The following is a 21,458-nucleotide window of genomic DNA, read 5'->3' on the forward strand; positions in this document are numbered from 1 at the left end:
GCGACGCACTCCTTTGCCGATAGCATGAAAATGACAGAATTTAGGATGTCTTTACGTCTACGTGTAAACCCTCCTATAGGCTGTACCCAGTTGGGTTACGTGAAAGGCATCGTGTATCCGCAAGCACAGGCTCGCACACTACTTTTTACGTGGTTTAACCTCGGGCAAATCGCCATATGTCGCCAAAACCAGCTCTGCTAACCAGTCGCGGTCTTCCCACCGGTCTGCGCTGATCAACAAATGCGCTTTGGCATCTGGGTACGGAAAGCCTTCTGCTACGCTTGGTGCTACCGCACGCCCTGCTGGCGTTATTTTTAAATACAGTTGATCGTCACACACAAAGCCTACCGGCTTACCAGCGATATACACGCAGTATTCGCCAAACATGCGTCGTGTGCTTAGTTGCTGTACGCCCGAAAGCTGATCCACCAAGAAGTTAATAATTTCTGCCGACGTCGCCATACCCTCTTCCCCTATTGCTGATGCGTGCTACAGCACGCCCTAGCCTAACTTTTTTGCCGCAGCAAATCTACGTAAGCGGTTTCAATCAACTGCTCTGCCACCACGCCTAATTGCCGCATCAGAGCATGTGCCTCGGCAATGCCTACTGCTTCGTCTTCGTGCTCGTCTAACACCACTTCCAGCTCTAAAAATTCGCCTAGGTCGTTAACACGGTCAAGATGTATACGTGTACGCCCCGCCATCACCAAGGTACGCTGTTTGATGACCCGCCCCACTATGCCGTGAGCAGCGGCTAATACTTCACGCAATTGCTGGGGTTGCTCGGTTTGGCTAATCACATAAAACGAGGTTTTAGGCCCAGCTTGATTGGCACGACTATAGAAAATCAGTTCGCCGCACTGCGTATCAAACGCACGCAGTTTTAATCTGCCGTTGTCGCACTGAAAAAATGTATCGTCTTGTTGTATCTCTACCGGCTCTGCTGTGGCGATGGCCAAGGCCTTGGGTAATACCGTCGCTATGCTGTCTATGTGTGCTTTGATTTCTATGTTTCGTGCCATGAATACCCCTGTTGAGCCGCGTCACTATGAGGGCACTATTGTCGCGCAGTACGGCGGCGCGCGCCAGAAAACACGTTGAAGCTATACCGGCATAGGCCTACAAAAAAGCCCCAAACAACCATGCTTGGGGCTTTTTTGTACTGCTATAGCGACTACAGCGTTAGTCGTCTGTGGCTTTGCTCAAGTCTACAATCAGCTCACCATTTAACACCGCGTGAGCGCGTTCTTTGTCTACATCCCCTTCCCACGCACCAATTACTACCGTACCCACGCAGTTACCGATCATGTTGGTGAGCGCTCTAGCCATGCCCATGAACCAGTCTACCGATAACACCAGCACCAATCCAATAGCAGGAATTGCCGGTACGGCACTTAAGGTGGCCGCCAAAATCACAATAGCCGAACCAGGCACACCGTGCGCCCCTTTAGAGGTCAGCATGGAAATCAGCAAGATGGTCATTAAGTCTACAAAACTTAGGGGCGTGTTGGTGGCCTGCGCAATAAACACCGCTGCCAACGTTAAGTAGATAGAAAAGCCATCTAAGTTAAATGAATACCCCGTAGGAATCACTAGGCCCACAGTGGTATTTTTCACCCCCAAACGTTCTAGCTTACGCATTACCTGAGGTAGCACAGCATCCGACGACGCCGTACCCAAAACCACCAATAGTTCTTCACGCAAGTAGCGAATGAACTTAAAGATATTAAAACCTGCCAATCGCAAAATAGCGCCTAACACTACCACCACAAAGATAAAGCAAGTGACGTAGAACAAGGCTACCAACATACCCAGCTTACCCAATGTGCCTATGCCGTATTTGCCGACGGTGAACGCTACGGCCCCCAACACCCCCACAGGCGCTAACCGTACGATGAAGCCAATCAGCTTAAAGAACACATGCGATAGCAAGTCTATAAGCTGTGCTATGGGTCTGCCTTTTTCACCCAACATGGCTACGGCCAAGCCAAACAAAATAGCGATCAACAGCACCTGCAAAATATCGCCACTGGCAAAGGCATCCACAAAGGTGGTAGGAATGATGTTCATCAAGAACCCAGTGGTGTCCGTTGCCCCCGCCACGCGCGATGTGTACGCATCCATTGCACTGGCATCTAAGGTACTAGGGTCCACATTCATGCCGCCGCCTGGCGCAAAGAAGTACGCCAAACTAATACCCAACACCAACGCAAAGGTCGTGACCACCTCGAAGTACACCAAGGCTTTTACCCCAACGCGCCCTACTTTTTTAATGTCACTAGTACCGCAAATACCGTGTACCACCACACAAAACACCAGCGGCGCAATGATCATCTTAATCAGCTTAATAAAGCCATCACCAAAAGGCTTTAAGGCTACCGCTGTATCGGGCCACGCTACGCCCGCAATCACCCCTAGTATCAAGGCGATGATCACTTGCCCAAACAAACTTTTAACGAAACGCATAGTCACCTCTTCCGCTTTATTTTTATTTAAAATCACAACTGAAATTTCAGTTACAAAGCAAAAATTGTCCTACTAAAATCTTAGTTAATATTAGATATAGCATTTCTAATATAGAGTATTTGCTAGCCCCCACACACAGGGCACTTACCCTTATCCACCAAGGTAGAACATAGCTACTTACACAGTGAGACTGATTTAGTGACCATCAACAAGACAAATCGCAGCACTGCCTTGTTAAGCGAACAAGCTTTTTATGCCTTGCGCGACGCCTTAATTTCCGGCGAGATACGGTCTGGGCAAATGGTGTCTATTTCCGAGCTATGCGAAAAGCTAGACTTCGCTACCGCCCCCATACGCGATGCCATCAAAAAAGCGGCTGCTGTAGGCTTAGTTACCGTATACCCACAACGCGGCATTGTGGTGCTGGAGCTTAGCCCGCAAGAACTCTACGCCAACTTTCATTTTCGTTATTTAGTTGATGTAGAAGGTGCCAGACTCAACGCCCAGCAACCAAATCAAGCGGCGCTTGCTGCCTTAAAACAAGACCATGTGGCGCTACTAGAAAAACTGCAAAACACACCCCTGACGCGGCAATTGCAGCTAGAAGCTATGGAGCTGGACTGGCGTTTGCACCACTATTTGGCTAACACTTTTCACAACCCCATCGTGATCAAAAACTATGCAGAAAACTGTGATCGCATCCATGTGCTGCAAAAGTACCGCCCACCGCTTAGCGCGCGTATTAGCTTAGCCATGACCGAGCATATTGCGATCATAGATGCCATCGCAGCGGGTGATGAAAACACCGCCGCCAAAATGGTGCAGCAGCATTTTTCTCAAACCTTAGCATGGTGGGGAGTCATGCCAGAAGACCTCTGATGCTACGCACTCACGCCCACAAAAAAAGCCAGCATAACCATGCTGGCTTTTCTCAGACTACTACTTCAATGAAGCAGTAAATCTTAATCGTTACGCTCGGTCACTAGAACCAAGTGGTAGCCGAATTGTGTTTGCACTGGGCCTTGAACAACGCCAACGGGGGCGCTGAAAACCACTGCGTCAAACTCAGGAACCATTTGGCCACGGCCGAAACTACCCAATGCACCACCTTGACGGGATGAAGGGCAGCTAGAGTTAGCTTGAGCCAACTGCGCGAAATCTGCGCCGTTTTCAATTTCAGTTTTCAGTTCTTGCGCTCTTTCTGCGCTGCTAACCAAGATGTGGCTTGCGGATGCTTGTGCCATAGTATGCTCCTAAACAATCGACCTGAAAGGTTAACGCAAATTGGCAAAAAATGCAGTCATAGTCACACGGTATTTCATGAAATACCCTGCCTTAGCGTGCCAAGGGAGCTCTGGCTAGCTTCATCATTAAGCTATCCAATGCATTAGCAAAGTCACGGCGGTCAGACTGGCTAAACGCTGCTGGCCCACCCACTTCCACACCAGCGTTACGCAGTTCTTCCAGCATATCGCGCATGGACAGGCGTTCACGTATGTTGTCAGGTGTGAAACGTTCGCCGCGAGTGCTAAGCACGTGCACCTTATTTTCTACCAACTGGGCCGCCAATGGAATGTCGCCCGTAATCACTACATCGCCTTCGCTTGCGTGCTGCACAATATAGTCATCAGCCACATCAAAGCCTTTGGGCACTTGCACGGCCTTAATCAAATGAAAGGACGGTGTGCGTAGCATCTGATTGGCTACCAGTGTTAAAGGCTTTTGCCAGCGCTGTGATGCCCTAAACAAAATCTCTTTGACCACCACGGGACACGCGTCGGCATCTACCCAAATCTGCATGCTGTTTTTTATCTCTGTTGACTATACCGGACTAGGCAATGGGCCACCCATGCAGCCCAAAGCAGTGATTTTACGTCTATAGCACGCTTTGTCCTACCCCAGCATTGAACGTGGCCTCTTTCATGGTTTGAGTGATTAACGACTCATAGAGAGCGTGCTGCCCCGCGGGTAATACTGGCCGTAGTGTTTCATGGCGTTTTTGCACACCAAACATAGACTCTATCAACCACCCCACTAAATACACAGCAGCCAAACACCCACCCGCCGTTGCCACCTTAGCTTGGCACACCAAGGGCTTATCTATCACCTCTACGCCCGTCGCCAGCAACGCCATCTGAGCCTCTGGATGCGTAGTGGCTTGCAAAGGCGACAGTAGCCCCAAACGTTGCAACACAAAAGCTCCTGCACAGATAGAGCCTATGTATTGCCTACTGCTATCTAGCTGAAACGACGTCAAAAACTCTGGATTCGCTAAAGCCGCCGGTATGCCCTGCTTACCACTAGCAAACAATACCGCGTCAGCATGATTAGCTTGCGACACATGCCCATGCACGGGAATGGACAAACCGTGCGCCGAGGTCACCGTCGGGGTGGTCGCTAGAATACGTACATGCCAGTCCTGCTTATTGCGGCCTAAAATATCCCACATCAGAAATAGATCTATATCGGTGAACTGGTCAAAGCTAACCAGAGCAATGTTTTTCAAAGCGAACTCCCACGCTACGTCACAGCCGCAAAATGCGGCGATAATACGAGCTAAGATTCGCAATTTATCAAACCACCTATCACCATACACAGCCTGTATGGTCGCTTGTCGTCATGGGCACACTTACACATCAACATTGGATCGCTGCTGGTTTTGCAGCGCTAGAACAGCAAGGCCACTCTGGTATTTCTGCTGAAAACCTTGCGCGTCGCCTCAACGTAACTCGGGGCTCGTTCTACCACCACTTTCGCCATAAAGAAGAGTACGTGAATGCCCTGCTCACGCAGTGGGAAGCGGACTACACCCAAGCCATGTTGGCCTATGCAGCCCGTGGCAGCAGTGCAGCCTATACGTTGTTGCGATACTTGGATAAAGCATCTGAAAAACTCCCCCACGTAGAGGTGGCTATTCGTGCCTGGTCGTTAGTAGACCCAATAGTGGCTAGCTTTCAGCAACGCGTGGACCAAACCAGACTGGACTTTGCCCTACACACCAGCCGCCGCTGGGCTCCTACACCTGCTGTGGCCAATGTAGTCGCTCAGGCAACACATCTGTGCCTGATAGGCGGACAACAAACCGGCTTACGACAAGACGCCTCTTTTACCGGCTTCATCAAACAAGCCCTCACGCTTGCCGAGCACACACTACGCCCCGCATTTATGAAGCGTTAAGGCATTGCAACAGCAGCGTCATCAGTACGCCCATCGCCAACACAATCAACAACACGCCCGATAAACGCTCTAACCACGGCTGTATACGAGAAAAACGCTGCAATACCACGCGATTACCTATCAGTACGGCCACCACCACATCCCACAGAGCCACCACGCTAAACATCCATAGGCCATAGAACACTTGCCAACCCAGACTGATGGCATAAGGCCCCGTTAACATTGTGACCAAGCTTGCGTAAAACAACGCATTTTTAGGGTTCAAAATACCCGATAAAAACCCCATTCCCAACGCACGCCACCATGCAACAACAGCGCGACGTGAAGACGGTTTTTCTTTGCCTACAGGCACATGCAGCACACCGTCACCGGCATAACAAATAAACAAAGCCCCTAGGTAAAACAAGTACACACAGCCTGCCAGTTGCAGCACCACAAACCACAAGCTATCTGGCGTTAAGGCCTCTACGCCAGTAAAGGCACACACAATGAATACACCATTCGCCAGTGCAATTCCTACACTGGTGCCGCTGGCTATTTTCCAGCCTGATGCCAACGACGTTCTGGCAACCAGAAAGAAATCAGGCCCAGGGGAAAGCAGTGCAAGAAAATGCACCGCGGCAATCACTAAAAACTGCTGCATGAACAGACCACCTATCACGAATTGGATGTGTAGTCTGCCCAAAGCAGGTGCGGTTGTATTGAAGAAAAGTGCGCAGCCTTAGCCTTTAAAACTGCCTGGCGTCACACCGGTATAGGCTTTAAATACACGTTGAAAATGCGCTTGGTCAGCAAAGCCCAAGTGGTGTGCTACGGCCGCAATGCTTTTCCCCTTATGCATAAGGGTTCGTGCCACGTTAATACGCAAATTAAGCTGCCACGCATGCGGCGTCATGCCCGTTACAGCCCTAAACGCTCGAATCAATTGATAACGGCTCATGCCAGCGCGTGCCGCCAGTTCGGGTAATGACACCGTAACTTCTGGTGCATTACGCATAGTCTCAAGCACAGGTGCTAGGCTGTGCTCCAACTGCGTGCTGCTGACCACAGGTTCTACATAACTGCTTTGCTTAAGATCGTAATCCCCAACGAACTCAATCAGTGCTGCTTCTTTTTCGTCTACAGCCGCATGGGAGAACAGCACATCACTTAAGGCACAAAACTGCGTATACAAAGCTGGATCATCCACCACCCGCACCGGCTCAGTATGCTTACTACTTACCGTTGCGTACTCTTGCCTCACACTGGCTAGCCATGCGCTATCCAGATGCATCATTTGATAGCTCCACGCGCTATCAATAGCTGGATTACACGCATGCACACGCTCTGCGGGTACAAACACCAGCGATCCAGGATGCAAGGCCACGGGCGTTCCTCCTGCTCCGGTAAAAATGCTACTACCGCCATCTACCGCCCCTATGGAAAATGTAGGATGCGCGTGCGGCTTATAGCAGACCCTACTGTGGCAGGCACGACGAATTTCCACATGGGGTAATGCGGCGTCATGCCAAAAACGTTGCCGCAAATTCTTGCTATCGTTTCGCTCTGCGACCCTCGCAATTGCGCCTTGCATTTTTTGTTACTCTCCACTTGTGCCACGCCTAGGATAAGGCATCGTTTCTACCGACATGACCGTGCTTCACGCTGGCAATTTGTACCTCTCACACGGAATTAAAGCATGCTACCGCGCATTGTAATTGTTGATGATCACCCATTAATGTGTATGGCTGTGCGCCTTGTTTTAGAACGCGATGGCTATGAGGTCGTGGCTGAATGCCATACCGGTGCAGATTGCGTACAAACCGTGCGCAGCCTAGAGCCCGACTTAGTGATTCTAGACCTGAATATTCCTAAACTGGATGGTTTTTCAGTCATTGAAAGATTGCGCAGCTCGGCGATCAAAACCCATATTTTAATCCTGACCTCTAGCGATTCTAGCCATTATGCGTTTAGGTGTTTGCAAGCCGGCGCTTCGGGCTTTGTTTGCAAAGACGATAAATTAGAAGAGCTGTCTCGTGCGGTAAAGGCCGTGCTTGCTGGCTATTCTTATTTTCACAAACGCGTGACCGATTTACTGATAGAAAACGCTATTGCCAGCACGAAAAAGCCCCCTTCTGCGTTTAATTCGGAACTCTCGCTCTTAACCGATAGAGAACTCACTGTGTTTGGGCTGCTCGTCAAAGGCATGAGTAATCAAGAAATTGGCCAGACGCTGATGCTCAGCCACAAAACGGTCAGCACCTACAAAATACGGCTGATGAATAAGCTCAACGCCCCCAATATGGTAGAGCTAGCAAAGATTGCCCAGCGTCATGATATTGCTACTGCGTAAGCCGGTAGCAACCAAACGCGTTATTCCTCTACCTGTGTACCCACGGTAGCAGTGGCATGGCTTAACCTTGCTTCGTAGGGACGCATACCGCCCCTATCGGTCACATAGTCATAGTACACCGATGCCATTGCCTCGGTGCAGGTAGAGACCAACTCGGCGGTAGAAAAAGGGGCCACCATCACGTGGCTAATAATCTCACCACACCGTTGGTTGTTCGCCGTTCTAAGCTCAATGTCGCTAAGCGTGATGAAGTACGGCGAATCGTTCTGAATTGTGGGCGCTGCACTCGCCTTACCCTGCCAACGTAAGCCTGCAATGGCCTGCTCTACCGTAGATGCCAAGGTAGGCCTAAAGAACAATTTAAAGTGATGCACTAACGCCAACTGCACCGTATTAGGTTCTTTAGGGGCCTGAGACACATCTAACGCGCTTAACAACACATAGCTTTCGCGGTCGCTCGCAAAACCACTGCCTTCATAAAACACTTCAACATCACCGCGCCCATTTGCCGGTAACACCTGCATAGGCGTATTTAAGGCCATAGGTAGTTCCTGCTGGCGACCATCGCCCCACGACAACGAGGTTTGCAACAGCGTCGGATACGCACTGTTATTGGTCACAACGATAGACAAGCGCTGCGCGCCTTCCGCAAAGATAAATCGGTTCGTGCCATCAAAATCTAACGTGGCGTGTGCCAATGAAAAAAAGTGGGCGAACCAAATCACTAGAGCCCCCCCTACCTGCCGCTTACGCATAAGCCCTACACCTTTCTCTACATGCTGTGCTAACTACTTAAAGAATGGTGGCTAGCGTTACCTACGCCACCTATCGTCTAACCAAGTTATCTTAGCGAGCCATCAGCAACGCATGAATCAGACATATCTGCTCAGCCCTCAGACTTATCCTAAATATGACCACCCACACTATCCGAATCGAGAATCAGAAAGGTCTTCTGCGTTAAACAGGTTTGTCTCATTACGGTTACTTGTCATAAGAAATATCGTAGAAGTACGCGATCACTATCGTAGTAGCGTGGTCGCTATGTATTCGAACCTAACCCTATTTTGACATTAATAAGTGAGACTTTTCATGAAAATACGTACTACCGTTGTGGCGGCTGCTTTTGCCTTGGCTTCTCCTGCTCTGTTTGCTGCCTCAGGTGATGTCTTGGGCGGTGGTCAGATTAACTTCACTGGCACTGTAGAGACCGACTCTTGCTTTGTCGAAAGCTCGGTGAGCGGCGTTAAAAACATCGACGTTGCCATGGGTATAGCACACGTTTCGCAAATCCAAAAATCCAGTTTTGATAAACCCATTCTGGCTCCCAGCAACGCCGAAGGTGATGCCACCTTCAACATTACGTGCTCGGCAGAGGGTGCTGTAGAAGTGCGACTAAATGCCGATGCGTCTATGGCCTCGCCCGATGCACAGCTATTGAAACTAAACAATGGTGCACAAGGTGACAAGTTAGCATCGGGTTTTGGTATTGCTATTTACAAAGATCGCAACGAACTGGGCAAAACCAATGCCCTGAAAGTGACTAATGGTGTGTTGTTCTCTAAAACCTTCACTGAAGACGAAAAAGACAAACCTATACAAGTGTCTTTCGCCGCGGGTTACGTTAAATCTACAGACCTAGGTGCTACGGTTAAAGGTGGTACAGCTAACGGTACGCTGCCATTCACCATCGTCACGCCATAACCCCCTTCTGATTTCACTAGGCTCGCAACGAGCCTAGCTGCACTTGCTTGTTCCACTTAGGCCCTATTCATGCTCCGACTTATCTCACTGATTTGCGCTCTAGTTTTAACGCTAGCGGCGCAGCCCTCCGTTGCCAGTATTGCGTTAAACACCACTAGGGTCATTCTTGCTAATGGCAAAAATGAAGCATCATTTGGCGTGCGTAATATGGGCGGAGAGATTCTTATCCAATCGTGGCTGGATGCCGATAACAGCACCGACAGCAATGCAAGAGCATTACAGCACTTTGCACTGACTCCGCAACTGGTACGGGTACGCGCTGATAGTGAACAGGTCGTTCGTATTTTGTATGAAGGCGTAGGTGCGCCATCGGACAGAGAAAGCATGCTCTGGCTAAATGTACAAGAGATCCCCCAACGCGTAGCCTCAGAACAATCCACGCTGCAGCTGGCGATTTTGCAACGCATTAAGGTGTTCTACCGTCCACCAGGTTTACCTGGCAGCCTAGAGCAAGCCGTGCAAAATCTGGAGTGGAGCTACAGCCCTGCAACCATTCGTATTGCTAACTCTAGCCCCTATCACGTCACCCTTGCTCACGTTACAACTAACGGCCAACAACTTGCGCAGTCGCTGGTGATTCCACCCGGCGAAACCTATAGTTTGGCGGCCTCAGCAAACCAAAATGTAGGCCCCCAAAGTCAGCTTAGCTACTCCTATATTACCGACTTCGGTGCGTATATACGGCAACGTGTACAGCTAAACGGGGCGCAGCCCTCTAAGCCTCTCTCTGACTAAGCAGCATACTACGCCCCCTGAGCCGATGATTGCCCTATGATTCGCATTCACTTATGCCTGCACAAGCGCTCCCTAGTCTGCTGTCTGGCCTTAGCCTTACAGAGCACCACTGCGCTGAGCGCCCTCTCTGACAGCGCTGACAACCCTGTGTTGCTCGCTAGCATGTTTGACCCCGCGTTAATCCGAGGCGATGGCAATGTAGAGTTGGGAAATCTGCTGTCTACCAGTGGTAGCGCCATGCTGCCAGGTGTGTACCTGTTTGATGTGCAAATCAATGGCGACTACATAGGTAAACGCGACATACAGTTGTTTGCTCAGGATAGCTCTGCGCAAGTTGTACCCTGCATTACTCTGGCATTGCTTACAGAGCTAGAGCTCACACCCGCAGCCTTAGACGCCCTGTCTACTAGGGCCGGCACCTGCGTAGACCTTACAGAACTAGACCCAGACGCACAGGCCACCTACGACTCTGGCCGCATGCTCTTAAGCCTTGCCATTCCGCAAGCCTACATTAAAGTAGGCAAACGCGGCTATGTAGACCCCAGCTTATGGGATTACGGTGTTAATGCAGGCTTTGTGAATTACCAAGCCAGTATGCGCTCTACCACCCATTCAGGCAGTACCTCAAAGAACTATTATGTGGGGCTTAGCAACGGTGTGAACCTGGCAGGCTGGCGCTTACGTAACGAGTCTAACTTTACCCGTTCTGATTCCAGCCCATCCCAGTTTAAAAGCAACCGTACGTATATACAGCACGATATCACGGCACTAGACGGGCAGTTTTCGGCGGGAGAGCTCTACACCAACGCTGAAATTTTCAATAGCGTACGGTTTAGAGGTATGCAAATTGCCTCAGACGAATCCATGCTGGCCGACAGCGAGCGAGGCTACACCCCCGTCATCCGGGGTGTAGCAGAAAGCAATGCCACCGTAGAGGTGCGACAAAATGGCTATTTGTTAACCAGTGTGCCAGTAGCACCCGGCCCCTTTGCGATTTCAGATTTAAGCCCTAACGGTTCTAACGGCGACCTTGAGGTCACCATTATTGAAGCCGATGGGCGCGAGCGTTCTTTCACCCAAGCTTATTCTGTGCTGCCGTTAATGCTAAAGCGTGGTTCGCTGCGCTATAGCCTAGAGCTGGGCCAATACAAGTCCACCAATAGCAACCAACCCACTCCTAACTTTGGTTCCGCCACAGCCATCTATGGGCTTACCGACACACTGACCGTAGCAGGCGGCGTACAAGCCTCTTCGAACTTTCATGCTATCAACGTAGGGGTGGGGGCTAACACCCCCATCGGCGCTGTTTCGCTTGATCTGACCAACTCGCGCAGCACGGTTGCTGGTGACACCACACGCGGGCAAAGTATACGCGCCCTGTACACCAAGACACTGAACAAAACTAGCACCACCTTTACGCTGGCCGCTTACCGCTACTCCACGCAAGGCTATAGGACCTTTGATAATCACGTTTACGAGACACGACAAGCCCGTGACAGTTACTCGCAATCCAGAGCTAACCATTTGCCGCGCTCGCGTATGGACGTCTCCATCACCCAGCAGTTAGGTCGCACAGGGCAATATGGTAGTTTTTACCTGAATGCCACCTATGAAAACTACTGGAACCAACAGCGCGCGAACAGCATTAGTGCTGGCTATGGTAATTCGTGGGGCCGCCTGTCTTACAGCCTAAGCTATAGCCGCTCTACAACCCGCAGCCCAAACGACAGGTCCCGCAACAGCAATCAAATTATGCTGACGCTATCCATCCCGCTTGGTACCGAGTACAACTCCCCAAGCCTATACACCACCAGCACGCGTTCTAAAGATGGCACCAGCACAGCGGCTAACGTAGCCGGTTATATACCCGGTATGCAATACAGCAACTACAGCCTGCAAGCCGCACGTGATCAACAGGGCAAAAACTCAGCTGCACTATCGTTACACAGCAATCTCCCCATTATGAGCGTAGGAGGAAACTACAGCACAGGCAGCCAGTACCATGCCTACGGTGTGAATGCCTCGGGTGCTGTGGTGCTGCATGCGGGTGGTGTAAACCTAACCCGTTCGGTAGGCGATGGGTTTGTGCTGGTAGAAATGGATGGCGTGAAAGAGGCCGGTTTGGGTAACAACCCACCACGGTCTGGCTACAACTCGTATGCAGTCTACCCCTACACCCAACCCTATAAGGTCAACCTTATACGTCTGGACCCCGCTACCTTAGGCGCTGATACAGAAATCGAATCGTTAACCCAAGCTGTAGTGCCTAGGCGCGGCGCCATCGTACACACCTCGTTTAAGGGGTACACCGGACGACGTGTACAAATGACCTTTAACCACCCTAGCGGCATGCTACCGATGGGGGCAGCGGTTACCGACGACAGCGATAGACAGGTTGGCCTGGTCGACAACAATGGCCAAGCCTTGTTATTGCTTAGCCAAGACAGTGGAAAGCTCAACGTACATTGGCAAAACGGGCAATGTGAGGTGACCTACCAACTGCCCGCACGCGACCCCAACAAGTACTACGATCGCGGCAGCTACAACTGCTTGTAATCAGGCCACTATCCTCCTGAGCAGACACCTATGAAACACATAATCAGAATCCTATTCTTCACATTGATGCTAGTAGCCGCCGGCAAAAGTATGGCACTAAGCTGCATCAGCACTGATGGTTCGCTTGCCCAGCAAGTCAATATCACCGAACGAGTAGCCATCCCTCCGCTGGCTCCGGTAGGTACTGTAGTTTGGCGCTCTAAAACCTTCGATCTAGAGATTAAATGCTGGCACGAAAACCCCGCTACCTCGCACGATGATTACGTTTTTATGTTTATGGGTTCGGCCCATCTGGGCGGAGGCTTACCAGGCGGTATTTTTGATATAGGTGACAAACTAGAACCCGGTTTACGTTTTGAGGGCGTGGATTACTATTGCTCTAAAGAACCTGCCCAAGGAGGATGTGGCGTAAATATCTGGATGACTCTAGCAAAATGCACCTCTGTACCGTCGTGTCTAGCCTCAGCCAAAACAAAAAAACTTACTTTCTCTACCTTTTTAGCAGTCAAAAAACAAGGAACCCCCAACCAAGAGGGCGCAGTAACAAGACCAGTCCCCCTGTACCCTCTCGTCCAATTTCGCGGCTTCGCAACTGGTAGCAGTACTACCTCCGCGGGCAACTACACCATCTATGCCAACAATTTAGATAACCTGCAATACGTGGGCTGTAGCTCCAGCATACAAATAGAACCACGTACCATAGACTTTCAACGAATACCTACATCCATAGCACACGCTGGTGACACTATTGCTGACAAGCCTTTCACAATTACCGCCACGAAATCGTGTTCTACCCCTTATGGCCTGACTGGCAGCTTTCAACCCATCAGTGGCACACTTAGCGCCGACAACAAAACCTTAATACCCGCTACCAATAACTCCGTAGGCATACAAATTCTGACTAGCGACACGAAAGTACCGTTACCGTTTAAACAAGAATTTGCCATTACCCCCACGAACAATACCGATCTTACCTACAACAAAAATCTACTGGCCCGCCTGTTATGGATGAAAGACACCGCCAAGGTGGGCGAATTCAACGCGGCTGCTAGGTTGGATGTGTACTATAAATAGCGAATAATTGTCGGTAACGCAGGCTGACCTCGCTTAGTAAGTGGCGCAACTTTTGCACTGACTCACGCCCCCTACGGCTTGCTAGGCTGTTTTGCTGGAATGCACCCTGTACACTTAAACAGGCTTGTACCAGTTCAGTGTGTGCCAACATACGCGCCACCCCTAACGTTTGATGGGCTAGTTCGGCAATGCTGGCAACATCGTAGCTTTCATCGAAGGCGGCTAAGTGATCTCTTGCTAGCTCTAGCGATTTCAGAATTTCTCTTGCGAACAACCACGCTTTTTCCCGGTCGTCACCCGTAAGTGCTAATAAAGTGTCGAACTCTCGATTACCCGTATTCACCGCTGGGCTAACGACGCTATTGGTCACACCATCTGACGCTGTAGGCAGCGTAAATGTTGACGGCTGTTGAGCTAAAAACGCAAGTTTCTCTTTAAGCATACTCAGCGCTAGAGGCTTTACAGCACAATCATTCATACCGGCCAGTAACCCCTGTTGTATGGGCTCACTCTGCGCATCGGCAGTTAGCCCCAAAATCAAACAAGGTGTGCGGTTTTGTAGCGCCTCTTCGCGGCGTATGGCAGCAGTCAACTCTATGCCACTCATGCCCGGCATTCTGTAGTCTGTAATCACCACATCAAACGGTGTACTACGCCACAACACTAACGCCTGTTGCGCTGTAGCGGCGGCTGTAGTCTGATGACCTAACAACGCAAGTTGCTGACACAACAGTTGACGATGCAAAGCGTAGTCCTCTACGACTAACACCCGTAAAGCGTTGGTGGGTGGTAAGCTCTCTGCACCATGACTGCCCATTGTGAATGGCGATGTCCCATCGTGTTGCGGTGCTAATGCTGCTGTTAAGCTGATCTCTATTGTTGTGCCTACATTCAGCTCGCTGTGCATCTGCAAGGTGCCCCCCATTAACTCACACAACGAGCGCGTAATCACTAGCCCTAAACCCGAGCCTGATGCGGCGTTCCCTCCCTGTGCAAAGGGCAAAAATACCTCTTGCTGTTTATTGACTGGTACACCAATTCCCGTATCACTCACAGCAAGTTGAATGCATAGGTTAGCGCCTACGTAACGGCCCATCGCACTGATTTTCACATGCCCTACTTGCGTAAACTTGATGGCATTACTGACCAAATTAAAAAGCATCTGCCTAACGCGTGCTGTGTCTATCAGCACATCCTGCTGCGCTGCATCGTTACTTTCTAGCACGACGACTAAACCTTTTTCGTGAGCCAAGCCCTCAAATGACGCTGCCACAGACGCTATTAATGCCTTGAAATTCATACGTTCTGGTATGAACTCTAGCTTCCCAGATTCTATTTTGGAAAAATCCAGAACATCGCCTATTACGTCTAACACACTGGTAGCAGAGCTATACGCAATCTGTATGCCTCTTTTATCAAACACACCCTGCTCTGCTTGATGCTGTACTAACTCTAAGGTGCCTATCACAGCACTGAGTGGCGTGCGTATTTCATGGCTCATGGTGGCAAGAAAACGGCTTTTTTCTCGGTTAGCGTGCTCTGCAATCTGACGCGCTGCGTCTAGCTCGGACACCACACGTTCTAGCTCTACAATTAAGCGCTGCTGTTCGGTAACGTCTAACCAACCGCAAATTACCCCTTGCATCTCGCCTGCGGCATTGTGAAAAGGCTGGACCCAATGGTCTATCCAGCGTTCTTCACCATTCATAATGGTGGCACGTAGCATGCGCAGTGTTTGATTTGTCGCCATCGCCTGCATATAGGCGTCGTGCATCGCCGTAGCCGCACCAAATTTGGGTGGGCCTTGCAAGACCGTTTTCCCGTAAAGGTCTTCCGCCTTGGCTCCTACCGCCTCATGGTAACTACGCGTACCACTAATAAACTTTCCCAAGCTATCGCGCACGTAAATAGGTTGGGGAGTGGCTTCGCTTAACGCATCAAAAAACTTTAATTGATCATGTAAGGCTTTTTCAGCACAAAGGCTTTTACGCATTTTCTGATGTACATGTAATAGCCCCCCTAGCAACATAACTGCTACGACTACCAAGGCCACACTGGGCAGCACGAGATCACACGCTGGCTCTATGCCATTGACTACTGTCTCTGCTATAGAATCTGTCACATCCATCAACGCCCAAAGCTCGCACTATAGACGGCGTAATACCCCTTTTATAGGGTGCTGAGTGCCCCTACTAGTTTGCATTCGCCCTTCCCTGAAATCTCAATATATCTGACCCTTATCCAAAATCCGATCAGATACATCCCGTGGCGATAGCGAATGAACCGACCCAATACCTAAGAACAATCTGATGAACTAATGGCGCACCCCCAAAAAAGTGGCTCGCAGCATCGTTATGCTGCTTTAAACGCTGTTCTGCATCACTCTCTCATTGCTTGGTAGTTATTCTCACGGCCACAGCCGTGCCGCCTGCGACAAGTCTTTACTGTCCCAACAGAATGATAAGAATCATCTTAGACAAATACAGAAATCTCTCATATAAGTCTTACAGAGTGATTGCTACTCTTGACTCTATAACTCATAGACGGAGTACAACTATGCCCCACACACAAACCACTATTCATAATATTGACGGCTTTTTTTATTCCCCCTCTCAAGTCATTAAAAATAAACGTTTATCAGAGCGGAACAAAAAGATCGGGTTTCTAACTAGTGGAGCATTGTTGGATAGCCGGGTCTGTAAGGTACTAAACGAGATTATCCAAGTGCCTAAACCCAGTACAGAAATTCCTGCTGAAATATCGCTAAGCATGGAAAAGAATTTTTGGCCTCCCTTACGCGCATGGCGCGAATACCTGTATCTCAGCAGCGAATACATGGCGAAAGAAATGGATATGGATCTTGAAAACTATTTAGACATCGAGAACCAACCCTTTAAAAACAACGACGACATGCTTCAAAGGCTTGCCACGAAATTTGGAATACACAGGAATTTATTGATTCAGTCCGTAGAAAAATACAATCAAAGCTGTGTGCTCTTAAAAGGCGTGAACTAAAAAAAGAGCCATAACTCTAAAGGGGGTTATGGCTCTTTTTCTATAGCAGCATACTAACTAGACATTAATCATCTGCTGGCATCGCGCTTTTACGTTTTTTGGCCTCTTCTTTCTCTTGGCACAAACGCAGCAAGTAAGCTTCATCTATATCACCGGTGACATATTCACCATGGAAGCACGAACCCTCGAACGCTTTGATTTCAGGGTTCAAATCGCGTAATGCTTGTTCTAGGTCTTCCAAGTCTTGGAACACCAAACCATCTACGCCAATTTCCTGCGCAATCTCTTCTACGTCGCGGTTATGCGCAATCAGTTCGCCGTAAGTTGGCATGCTCACACCGTACACGTTGGGGTAACGTACGGGTGGTGCAGCCGAAGCTAAGTACACTTTGTTAGCACCTGCTGATCTAGCCATTTCCACGATTTCTTTACTGGTAGTACCACGCACAATCGAGTCATCCACCAGCAAGACGTTTTTGCCTTTGAACTCCATAGGAATGGCGCTCAATTTCTGACGGACGGACTTTTTACGTACTGCCTGACCCGGCATAATGAAGGTACGGCCAATATAGCGGTTTTTGATCAGACCTTCGCGGTAAGGCAGATTCAGTCTATCGGCCAACTGCATTGCCGACGGACGGGATGAATCTGGAATAGGCATTACCACGTCAATTTCACTTAGGCGCAAGGTCTTCGCGACTTTATCACCCAAATACTCACCCATATTCAAACGCGCATCGTAAACCGAAATGCCGTCAACGGTAGAGTCTGGCCTAGCAAAATACACAAACTCGAACAAGCATGGCATCAGTTGGGCAGATGGCATGCACTGACGGCTATGCAGTTGACCCTTCACGTCAATCCAAATGGCTTCACCTGGTGCTACATCACGCACTAGATCAAAACCACAACCTGTTAGCGCAACAGATTCAGAGGCAAACATCCACTCTGTACCGTGCTTGGTTTCGCGCTTACCCATACACAGAGGGCGAATACCATTAGGGTCACGAAATGCCACCATACCCAAGCTAGCAACTTGAGCGATCACAGAGTATGAACCACGAGCACGCTTGTAAACAGCGCTTACGGCATCAAAGATTACCGTTTCGTCATCATTACCTTTGTCTGTTGCTTGTTGCAGTTCGTGCGCAAACACGTTCAACAGCACTTCAGAATCCGAGCGCGTATTCATGTGACGACGATCGATGCTGAACAGCTCTTCGCGAAGCTCGCGCCAGTTAGACAAATTACCGTTATGTACAAAACCAATACCAAACGGTGCATTCACATAAAAAGGCTGCGCTTCTTCGATATTGTCGCTATCGCCTTCGCAGGGATAACGCACATGACCCAAGCCACAATTACCTGGCAGCGCGCGCATATTGCGCGTGCGAAATACGTCTCTTACTAGTCCCTTGCCTCGGTGCGTGTGAAAAAAGTTATCGTTAAAAGTAGTGATGCCGGCAGCATCCTGACCACGGTGCTGCAAAAGCAGCAAGCTGTCGTAGATCAATTGGTTTACGGGACTGTACGCATAAGCCCCAACGATTCCACACATAATAATGTTCCAGTGCTAGGTTTAGTAAGGTAACCAAGAAGCCAAAGAAGGCGGCAACAACTGCTTTAACTGTAGAACAGCATTCACACAGGCTTTAGACAGTCGAGCCTCTTGCCACCAGGGCTCTTTAGGCAACTCGGTATAGCCGGCCAAAATGACCAGCAACAATGCAAATACTACGCCCCTTAAGAGGCCAAAGAGCGCACCAAATGCATGATCAGCTGACCCTAGGCCGCTGCGATCTATTAAGGTCGCCAGCAACATATTCAACATGCCTAGGGTCAATAAAGCGGCAATAAAAAGCACCGCGTAAGACACAGCGGTGCGCAATAAATCGTTATTCAGATAGTCGGTGAGCAAGACGGAGAGCGAAGGTCCCCACCATATAGCCACCAGAAATGCGGCGATGTAAGCAATCAGGGAGAGCAGCTCTTTAAGCAGTCCCCTGATTAATCCTAGGATACTGGACAGTCCTAGTAGTGCTAACAGTAGATAATCAAAGCTTGTCACTTGGTAGAAATAAAACTATTCGCATACCCTAACGAGCGTAAGCGCGTTTGGGCTGCCTGCGCAGCTTCTCGTGTAGGGAAAGGCCCTACGCGCAGCCTATACGCAGTTTTGCCGCCAGACGTGGTGCTTTCCACATAAGCATTGGTCACACCGGAGTTCACCAATTGTCTGCGACGAGTCTGTGCATCATTTTCCGCCGAGTAGGCTGCAATCTGCAAGATAAAATTACCTTGTTGTGCATTATTTCTACTTGCCGACGACGCTGAGTTGTTACTAGGTGGCGTACGCCCTTCCATCAATGCCAAGGCAACTGAACCATCATCTGTACGCTGATTGTTCTCGCGGCGTGGTGGTGGCGTAGCAGGTTGTGGAGTAGGACGTGCAGCCGGCTCAGCAGGTTTAGGCTGCTCAGTTGGAGTCGCTGGCTGTACTGGCGGTTTAGGCTGCTCAGTAGGCGTTGCAGCACCGGGGGTCACGGGCGTAGGCTGCTGTACGGCCGCAACCACAGTCCCTTCTTCACCGCTAAGTTCACCCGCGTCTTGTTCTACCACACCACCTTGTGTGGGCTCAGCTTCTATCACAGGCGGCACAATAGCTGGAATCACCGCCATAACGGGCTCTGGCATGTTCTCGCTGTCATTGCTGGTGAGAAACGGAACAATCACCACCGCTGCCAATACAAGAACCAGCGCCCCTACCAAACGGCGTCGTGCTCGTGTACGCATCTCGCGCAATTGCGCATCACTAGACTGACGTCGTGATGCACCACCTGTTTCTTTGTTTGAGAACAACCCCATGTATCTGAAACCCACTAAGTAAAAACCACTTGCACCACACAGTTAGCGCGGATCTCTACCTAAATGCTTGAGAACCGGCCCAACTGTGGCGAACGAACCAAATACAAGAATTCTATCATTCGGTTGAGCATCTGTTAGTGCTTGCTCATAGGCTTGCACCGGATTTTCACACTCTATAACAGTTGTTTCAAAATAATTTACACGTTTGCCTGCCGCTGGGCGTACACCGGGCTTACGATCAGCATCGGACTCAGCCGATGGTAGTGTATTACCCTGCACTGCCCCCATTTTTTTCACGCCATTTAATAAGGCCGCCAACTCACGGCTGCTTAAACCACGTGGGCCAGGCAAGCCTGCCACATACCAACTGTCTATACGATCTATCAATAAACGCAAAACGCCAGCGGCATCTTTATCGTTTAGCATACCCAGCACCGCGAACGTACGGCCCGTGCACGGCATTTGATCTAAGTTCTGTGCCAACGCACCTGCTGCATGCGGATTATGAGCCACGTCTAGAATAACAGCTGGCTCACCCGGCAATATTTGCAAACGCCCCGGTATAGAGGCGCGATTCAAGCCGCTACGTACTGCTTGCGCAGAGATCACCAGTTTTAAACGTAGCGCTTCCAGCGCTGCCAATGCGGCTGACGCATTAAGTAGCTGATTCACGCCACGCAACGAGGGATACGCCAAACCGGCACGGCGCTGCTCGCGGCCACCGTACGCCCACTGCTGGCTATCGCCAGAGTAGTTGAAATCTTTACCGAACAACCACAGGTCTGCCCCAATTTCGTTGGCATAACGCGCAACCGATTCAGGCGGCATAGGATCAGCACAAATGGCTGGTCGGCCAGGTCTAAAGACGTGCGCTTTTTCCCAGCCCACAGCGTCGCGGGAATCGCCCAAGTACGCAATGTGATCAATGTCTACGCTAGTCAAGATAGCGCAATCGGCATCCACCATATTGACGGCATCTAAGCGGCCACCTAAACCCACTTCTAGAATCGCCACATCGACTTTCTCTTGCTCAAACATCAGCAAGGCAGCCAAGGTAGCAAACTCGAAATAGCTTAGGGATACGTCACCGCGAGCCTGTTCTATACGGAAGAACTGCTGGGTAATTTGAGCATCTGTCGCCAACTCGCCATTCAATTGGATACGTTCGTTGTAGTGCACCAGATGAGGCGACGTATACAAGCCAGTTTTATAACCAGCCGCACGCAAAATGGCATCCAAAATAGTACAGGTAGAACCCTTACCATTGGTACCCGCCACCGTGATGGTGACAAAAGGCGTTTGTAGTGCAAGATTTTTTGCGACTTGTTTGATGCGATCTAACCCTAGATCAATTTCGGTAGGGTGTAGGGTTTCCAGATATGTCAGCCATTGCTCCAGCGAACTGGTGGCTGTCAAAGAATGATTCAACATGGTCAAAGCACACAAAAAAACAGCAGGTGCTAATGATAGCACCTGC

22 protein-coding genes are annotated in these 21,458 nt (G+C 49.9%); 8 read left to right on the forward strand and 14 right to left on the reverse strand.

The window, feature by feature from the left end; translation table 11 throughout:
- Positions 1 to 138 precede the first annotated feature (138 nt).
- The 3 genes from GY634_RS12605 to GY634_RS12615 all read right to left on the reverse strand — a co-directional run bounded on the left by GY634_RS12605 (position 139) and on the right by GY634_RS12615 (position 2,466).
- On the reverse strand, positions 139 to 462 hold the full coding sequence (locus tag GY634_RS12605; protein ID WP_166409035.1) for a TfoX/Sxy family protein: 324 nt from the start codon (positions 460 to 462) through the stop codon (positions 139 to 141).
- A gap of 44 nt (positions 463 to 506) precedes the next feature.
- Entirely contained in the window at positions 507 to 1,022 is a 516-nt protein-coding gene (locus GY634_RS12610; protein ID WP_166409037.1) for a class IV adenylate cyclase, read from the reverse strand.
- A gap of 160 nt (positions 1,023 to 1,182) precedes the next feature.
- Positions 1,183 to 2,466 carry a C4-dicarboxylate transporter DctA gene (locus GY634_RS12615; protein ID WP_207625607.1) on the reverse strand — a complete coding sequence of 428 codons (1,284 nt, stop codon included), beginning with the start codon at positions 2,464 to 2,466 and terminating at the stop codon, positions 1,183 to 1,185.
- A 198-nt stretch (positions 2,467 to 2,664) separates the two neighbouring features.
- Here GY634_RS12615 and GY634_RS12620 point away from each other — a divergent pair, with 198 nt between their 5' ends.
- Entirely contained in the window at positions 2,665 to 3,345 is a 681-nt protein-coding gene (locus GY634_RS12620; protein WP_166409039.1) for a GntR family transcriptional regulator, read from the forward strand.
- A gap of 83 nt (positions 3,346 to 3,428) precedes the next feature.
- Here GY634_RS12620 and GY634_RS12625 read toward each other — a convergent pair whose 3' ends face one another.
- From GY634_RS12625 to GY634_RS12635, 3 genes are all read right to left on the reverse strand, one after another.
- Positions 3,429 to 3,710: a peptidylprolyl isomerase gene (locus GY634_RS12625; RefSeq protein WP_166409041.1), complete on the reverse strand. Its 282-nt coding sequence runs from the start codon at positions 3,708 to 3,710 to the stop codon at positions 3,429 to 3,431.
- A gap of 91 nt (positions 3,711 to 3,801) precedes the next feature.
- Complete coding sequence (locus tag GY634_RS12630) at positions 3,802 to 4,266, reverse strand: YaiI/YqxD family protein (RefSeq protein WP_166409043.1); 465 nt, start codon at positions 4,264 to 4,266, stop codon at positions 3,802 to 3,804.
- A 76-nt stretch (positions 4,267 to 4,342) separates the two neighbouring features.
- The gene (locus tag GY634_RS12635; RefSeq protein WP_341352829.1) at positions 4,343 to 5,035 is read right to left on the reverse strand and encodes a DJ-1/PfpI family protein; all 693 of its coding nucleotides are present in this window, start codon (positions 5,033 to 5,035) and stop codon (positions 4,343 to 4,345) included.
- 50 nt (positions 5,036 to 5,085) lie between these two features.
- Here GY634_RS12635 and GY634_RS12640 point away from each other — a divergent pair, with 50 nt between their 5' ends.
- The gene (locus GY634_RS12640; protein ID WP_166409045.1) at positions 5,086 to 5,643 is read left to right on the forward strand and encodes a TetR/AcrR family transcriptional regulator; all 558 of its coding nucleotides are present in this window, start codon (positions 5,086 to 5,088) and stop codon (positions 5,641 to 5,643) included.
- On the opposite strand, the gene GY634_RS12645 is transcribed toward GY634_RS12640, so the two are convergent.
- Positions 5,630 to 6,286, reverse strand: a complete 657-nt coding sequence (locus GY634_RS12645) for a LysE family translocator (RefSeq protein WP_166409047.1) — start codon at positions 6,284 to 6,286, stop codon at positions 5,630 to 5,632. The two genes, GY634_RS12640 and GY634_RS12645, sit on opposite strands and share 14 nt — an antisense overlap.
- Positions 6,287 to 6,364: 78 nt before the next feature.
- Positions 6,365 to 7,216 (reverse strand): AraC family transcriptional regulator, encoded by an 852-nt coding sequence (locus GY634_RS12650; protein WP_166409049.1) that lies wholly within the window; start codon positions 7,214 to 7,216, stop codon positions 6,365 to 6,367.
- A 105-nt stretch (positions 7,217 to 7,321) separates the two neighbouring features.
- On the opposite strand from GY634_RS12650, the gene GY634_RS12655 reads away from it, so the two are divergent.
- A complete protein-coding gene (locus GY634_RS12655) occupies positions 7,322 to 7,975 on the forward strand; it encodes a response regulator transcription factor (RefSeq protein ID WP_166409051.1) in 654 nt (217 codons plus the stop codon).
- A gap of 20 nt (positions 7,976 to 7,995) precedes the next feature.
- Here the strand turns inward: GY634_RS12655 and GY634_RS12660 are convergent, their stop codons facing one another.
- Entirely contained in the window at positions 7,996 to 8,730 is a 735-nt protein-coding gene (locus GY634_RS12660; protein ID WP_166409053.1) for a fimbrial biogenesis chaperone, read from the reverse strand.
- A gap of 334 nt (positions 8,731 to 9,064) precedes the next feature.
- On the opposite strand from GY634_RS12660, the gene GY634_RS12665 reads away from it, so the two are divergent.
- From GY634_RS12665 to GY634_RS12680, 4 genes are all read left to right on the forward strand, one after another.
- On the forward strand, positions 9,065 to 9,676 hold the full coding sequence (locus GY634_RS12665) for a fimbrial protein (RefSeq protein ID WP_166409055.1): 612 nt from the start codon (positions 9,065 to 9,067) through the stop codon (positions 9,674 to 9,676).
- Positions 9,677 to 9,745: 69 nt separating this feature from the next.
- The gene (locus tag GY634_RS12670) at positions 9,746 to 10,471 is read left to right on the forward strand and encodes a fimbrial biogenesis chaperone (RefSeq protein WP_166409057.1); all 726 of its coding nucleotides are present in this window, start codon (positions 9,746 to 9,748) and stop codon (positions 10,469 to 10,471) included.
- A gap of 36 nt (positions 10,472 to 10,507) precedes the next feature.
- A complete protein-coding gene (locus tag GY634_RS12675) occupies positions 10,508 to 13,027 on the forward strand; it encodes a fimbria/pilus outer membrane usher protein (RefSeq protein WP_166409059.1) in 2,520 nt (839 codons plus the stop codon).
- Positions 13,028 to 13,057: 30 nt separating this feature from the next.
- Complete coding sequence (locus tag GY634_RS12680; RefSeq protein WP_166409061.1) at positions 13,058 to 14,101, forward strand: fimbrial protein; 1,044 nt, start codon at positions 13,058 to 13,060, stop codon at positions 14,099 to 14,101.
- Here the strand turns inward: GY634_RS12680 and GY634_RS12685 are convergent.
- Positions 14,076 to 16,223: a PAS domain-containing sensor histidine kinase gene (locus GY634_RS12685; protein WP_166409062.1), complete on the reverse strand. Its 2,148-nt coding sequence runs from the start codon at positions 16,221 to 16,223 to the stop codon at positions 14,076 to 14,078. The two genes, GY634_RS12680 and GY634_RS12685, sit on opposite strands and share 26 nt — an antisense overlap.
- A gap of 434 nt (positions 16,224 to 16,657) precedes the next feature.
- Between GY634_RS12685 and GY634_RS12690 the strand changes: the two genes are divergently transcribed.
- Positions 16,658 to 17,116: a hypothetical protein gene (locus tag GY634_RS12690; RefSeq protein WP_166409064.1), complete on the forward strand. Its 459-nt coding sequence runs from the start codon at positions 16,658 to 16,660 to the stop codon at positions 17,114 to 17,116.
- Between the two features lie 64 nt (positions 17,117 to 17,180).
- Here GY634_RS12690 and purF read toward each other — a convergent pair whose 3' ends face one another.
- Genes purF through folC form a run of 4 tightly spaced genes read right to left on the reverse strand, consistent with a single transcriptional unit; the run spans position 17,181 to position 21,412 of the window.
- Entirely contained in the window at positions 17,181 to 18,674 is a 1,494-nt protein-coding gene (gene purF / locus GY634_RS12695; RefSeq protein ID WP_166409066.1) for an amidophosphoribosyltransferase, read from the reverse strand.
- 21 nt (positions 18,675 to 18,695) lie between these two features.
- Positions 18,696 to 19,184 carry a CvpA family protein gene (locus GY634_RS12700; protein ID WP_166409068.1) on the reverse strand — a complete coding sequence of 163 codons (489 nt, stop codon included), beginning with the start codon at positions 19,182 to 19,184 and terminating at the stop codon, positions 18,696 to 18,698.
- A complete protein-coding gene (locus tag GY634_RS12705) occupies positions 19,181 to 19,981 on the reverse strand; it encodes an SPOR domain-containing protein (RefSeq protein WP_166409070.1) in 801 nt (266 codons plus the stop codon). Before GY634_RS12705 ends, GY634_RS12700 begins: the two co-directional genes overlap by 4 nt.
- Positions 19,982 to 20,023: 42 nt before the next feature.
- Complete coding sequence (gene folC, locus GY634_RS12710; RefSeq protein ID WP_166409071.1) at positions 20,024 to 21,412, reverse strand: bifunctional tetrahydrofolate synthase/dihydrofolate synthase; 1,389 nt, start codon at positions 21,410 to 21,412, stop codon at positions 20,024 to 20,026.
- Positions 21,413 to 21,458 lie beyond the last annotated feature (46 nt).

Source organism: Paenalcaligenes suwonensis, from assembly GCF_011290505.1.
GTDB classification, from domain to species: Bacteria; Pseudomonadota; Gammaproteobacteria; order Burkholderiales; family Burkholderiaceae_B; genus Paenalcaligenes; species Paenalcaligenes suwonensis.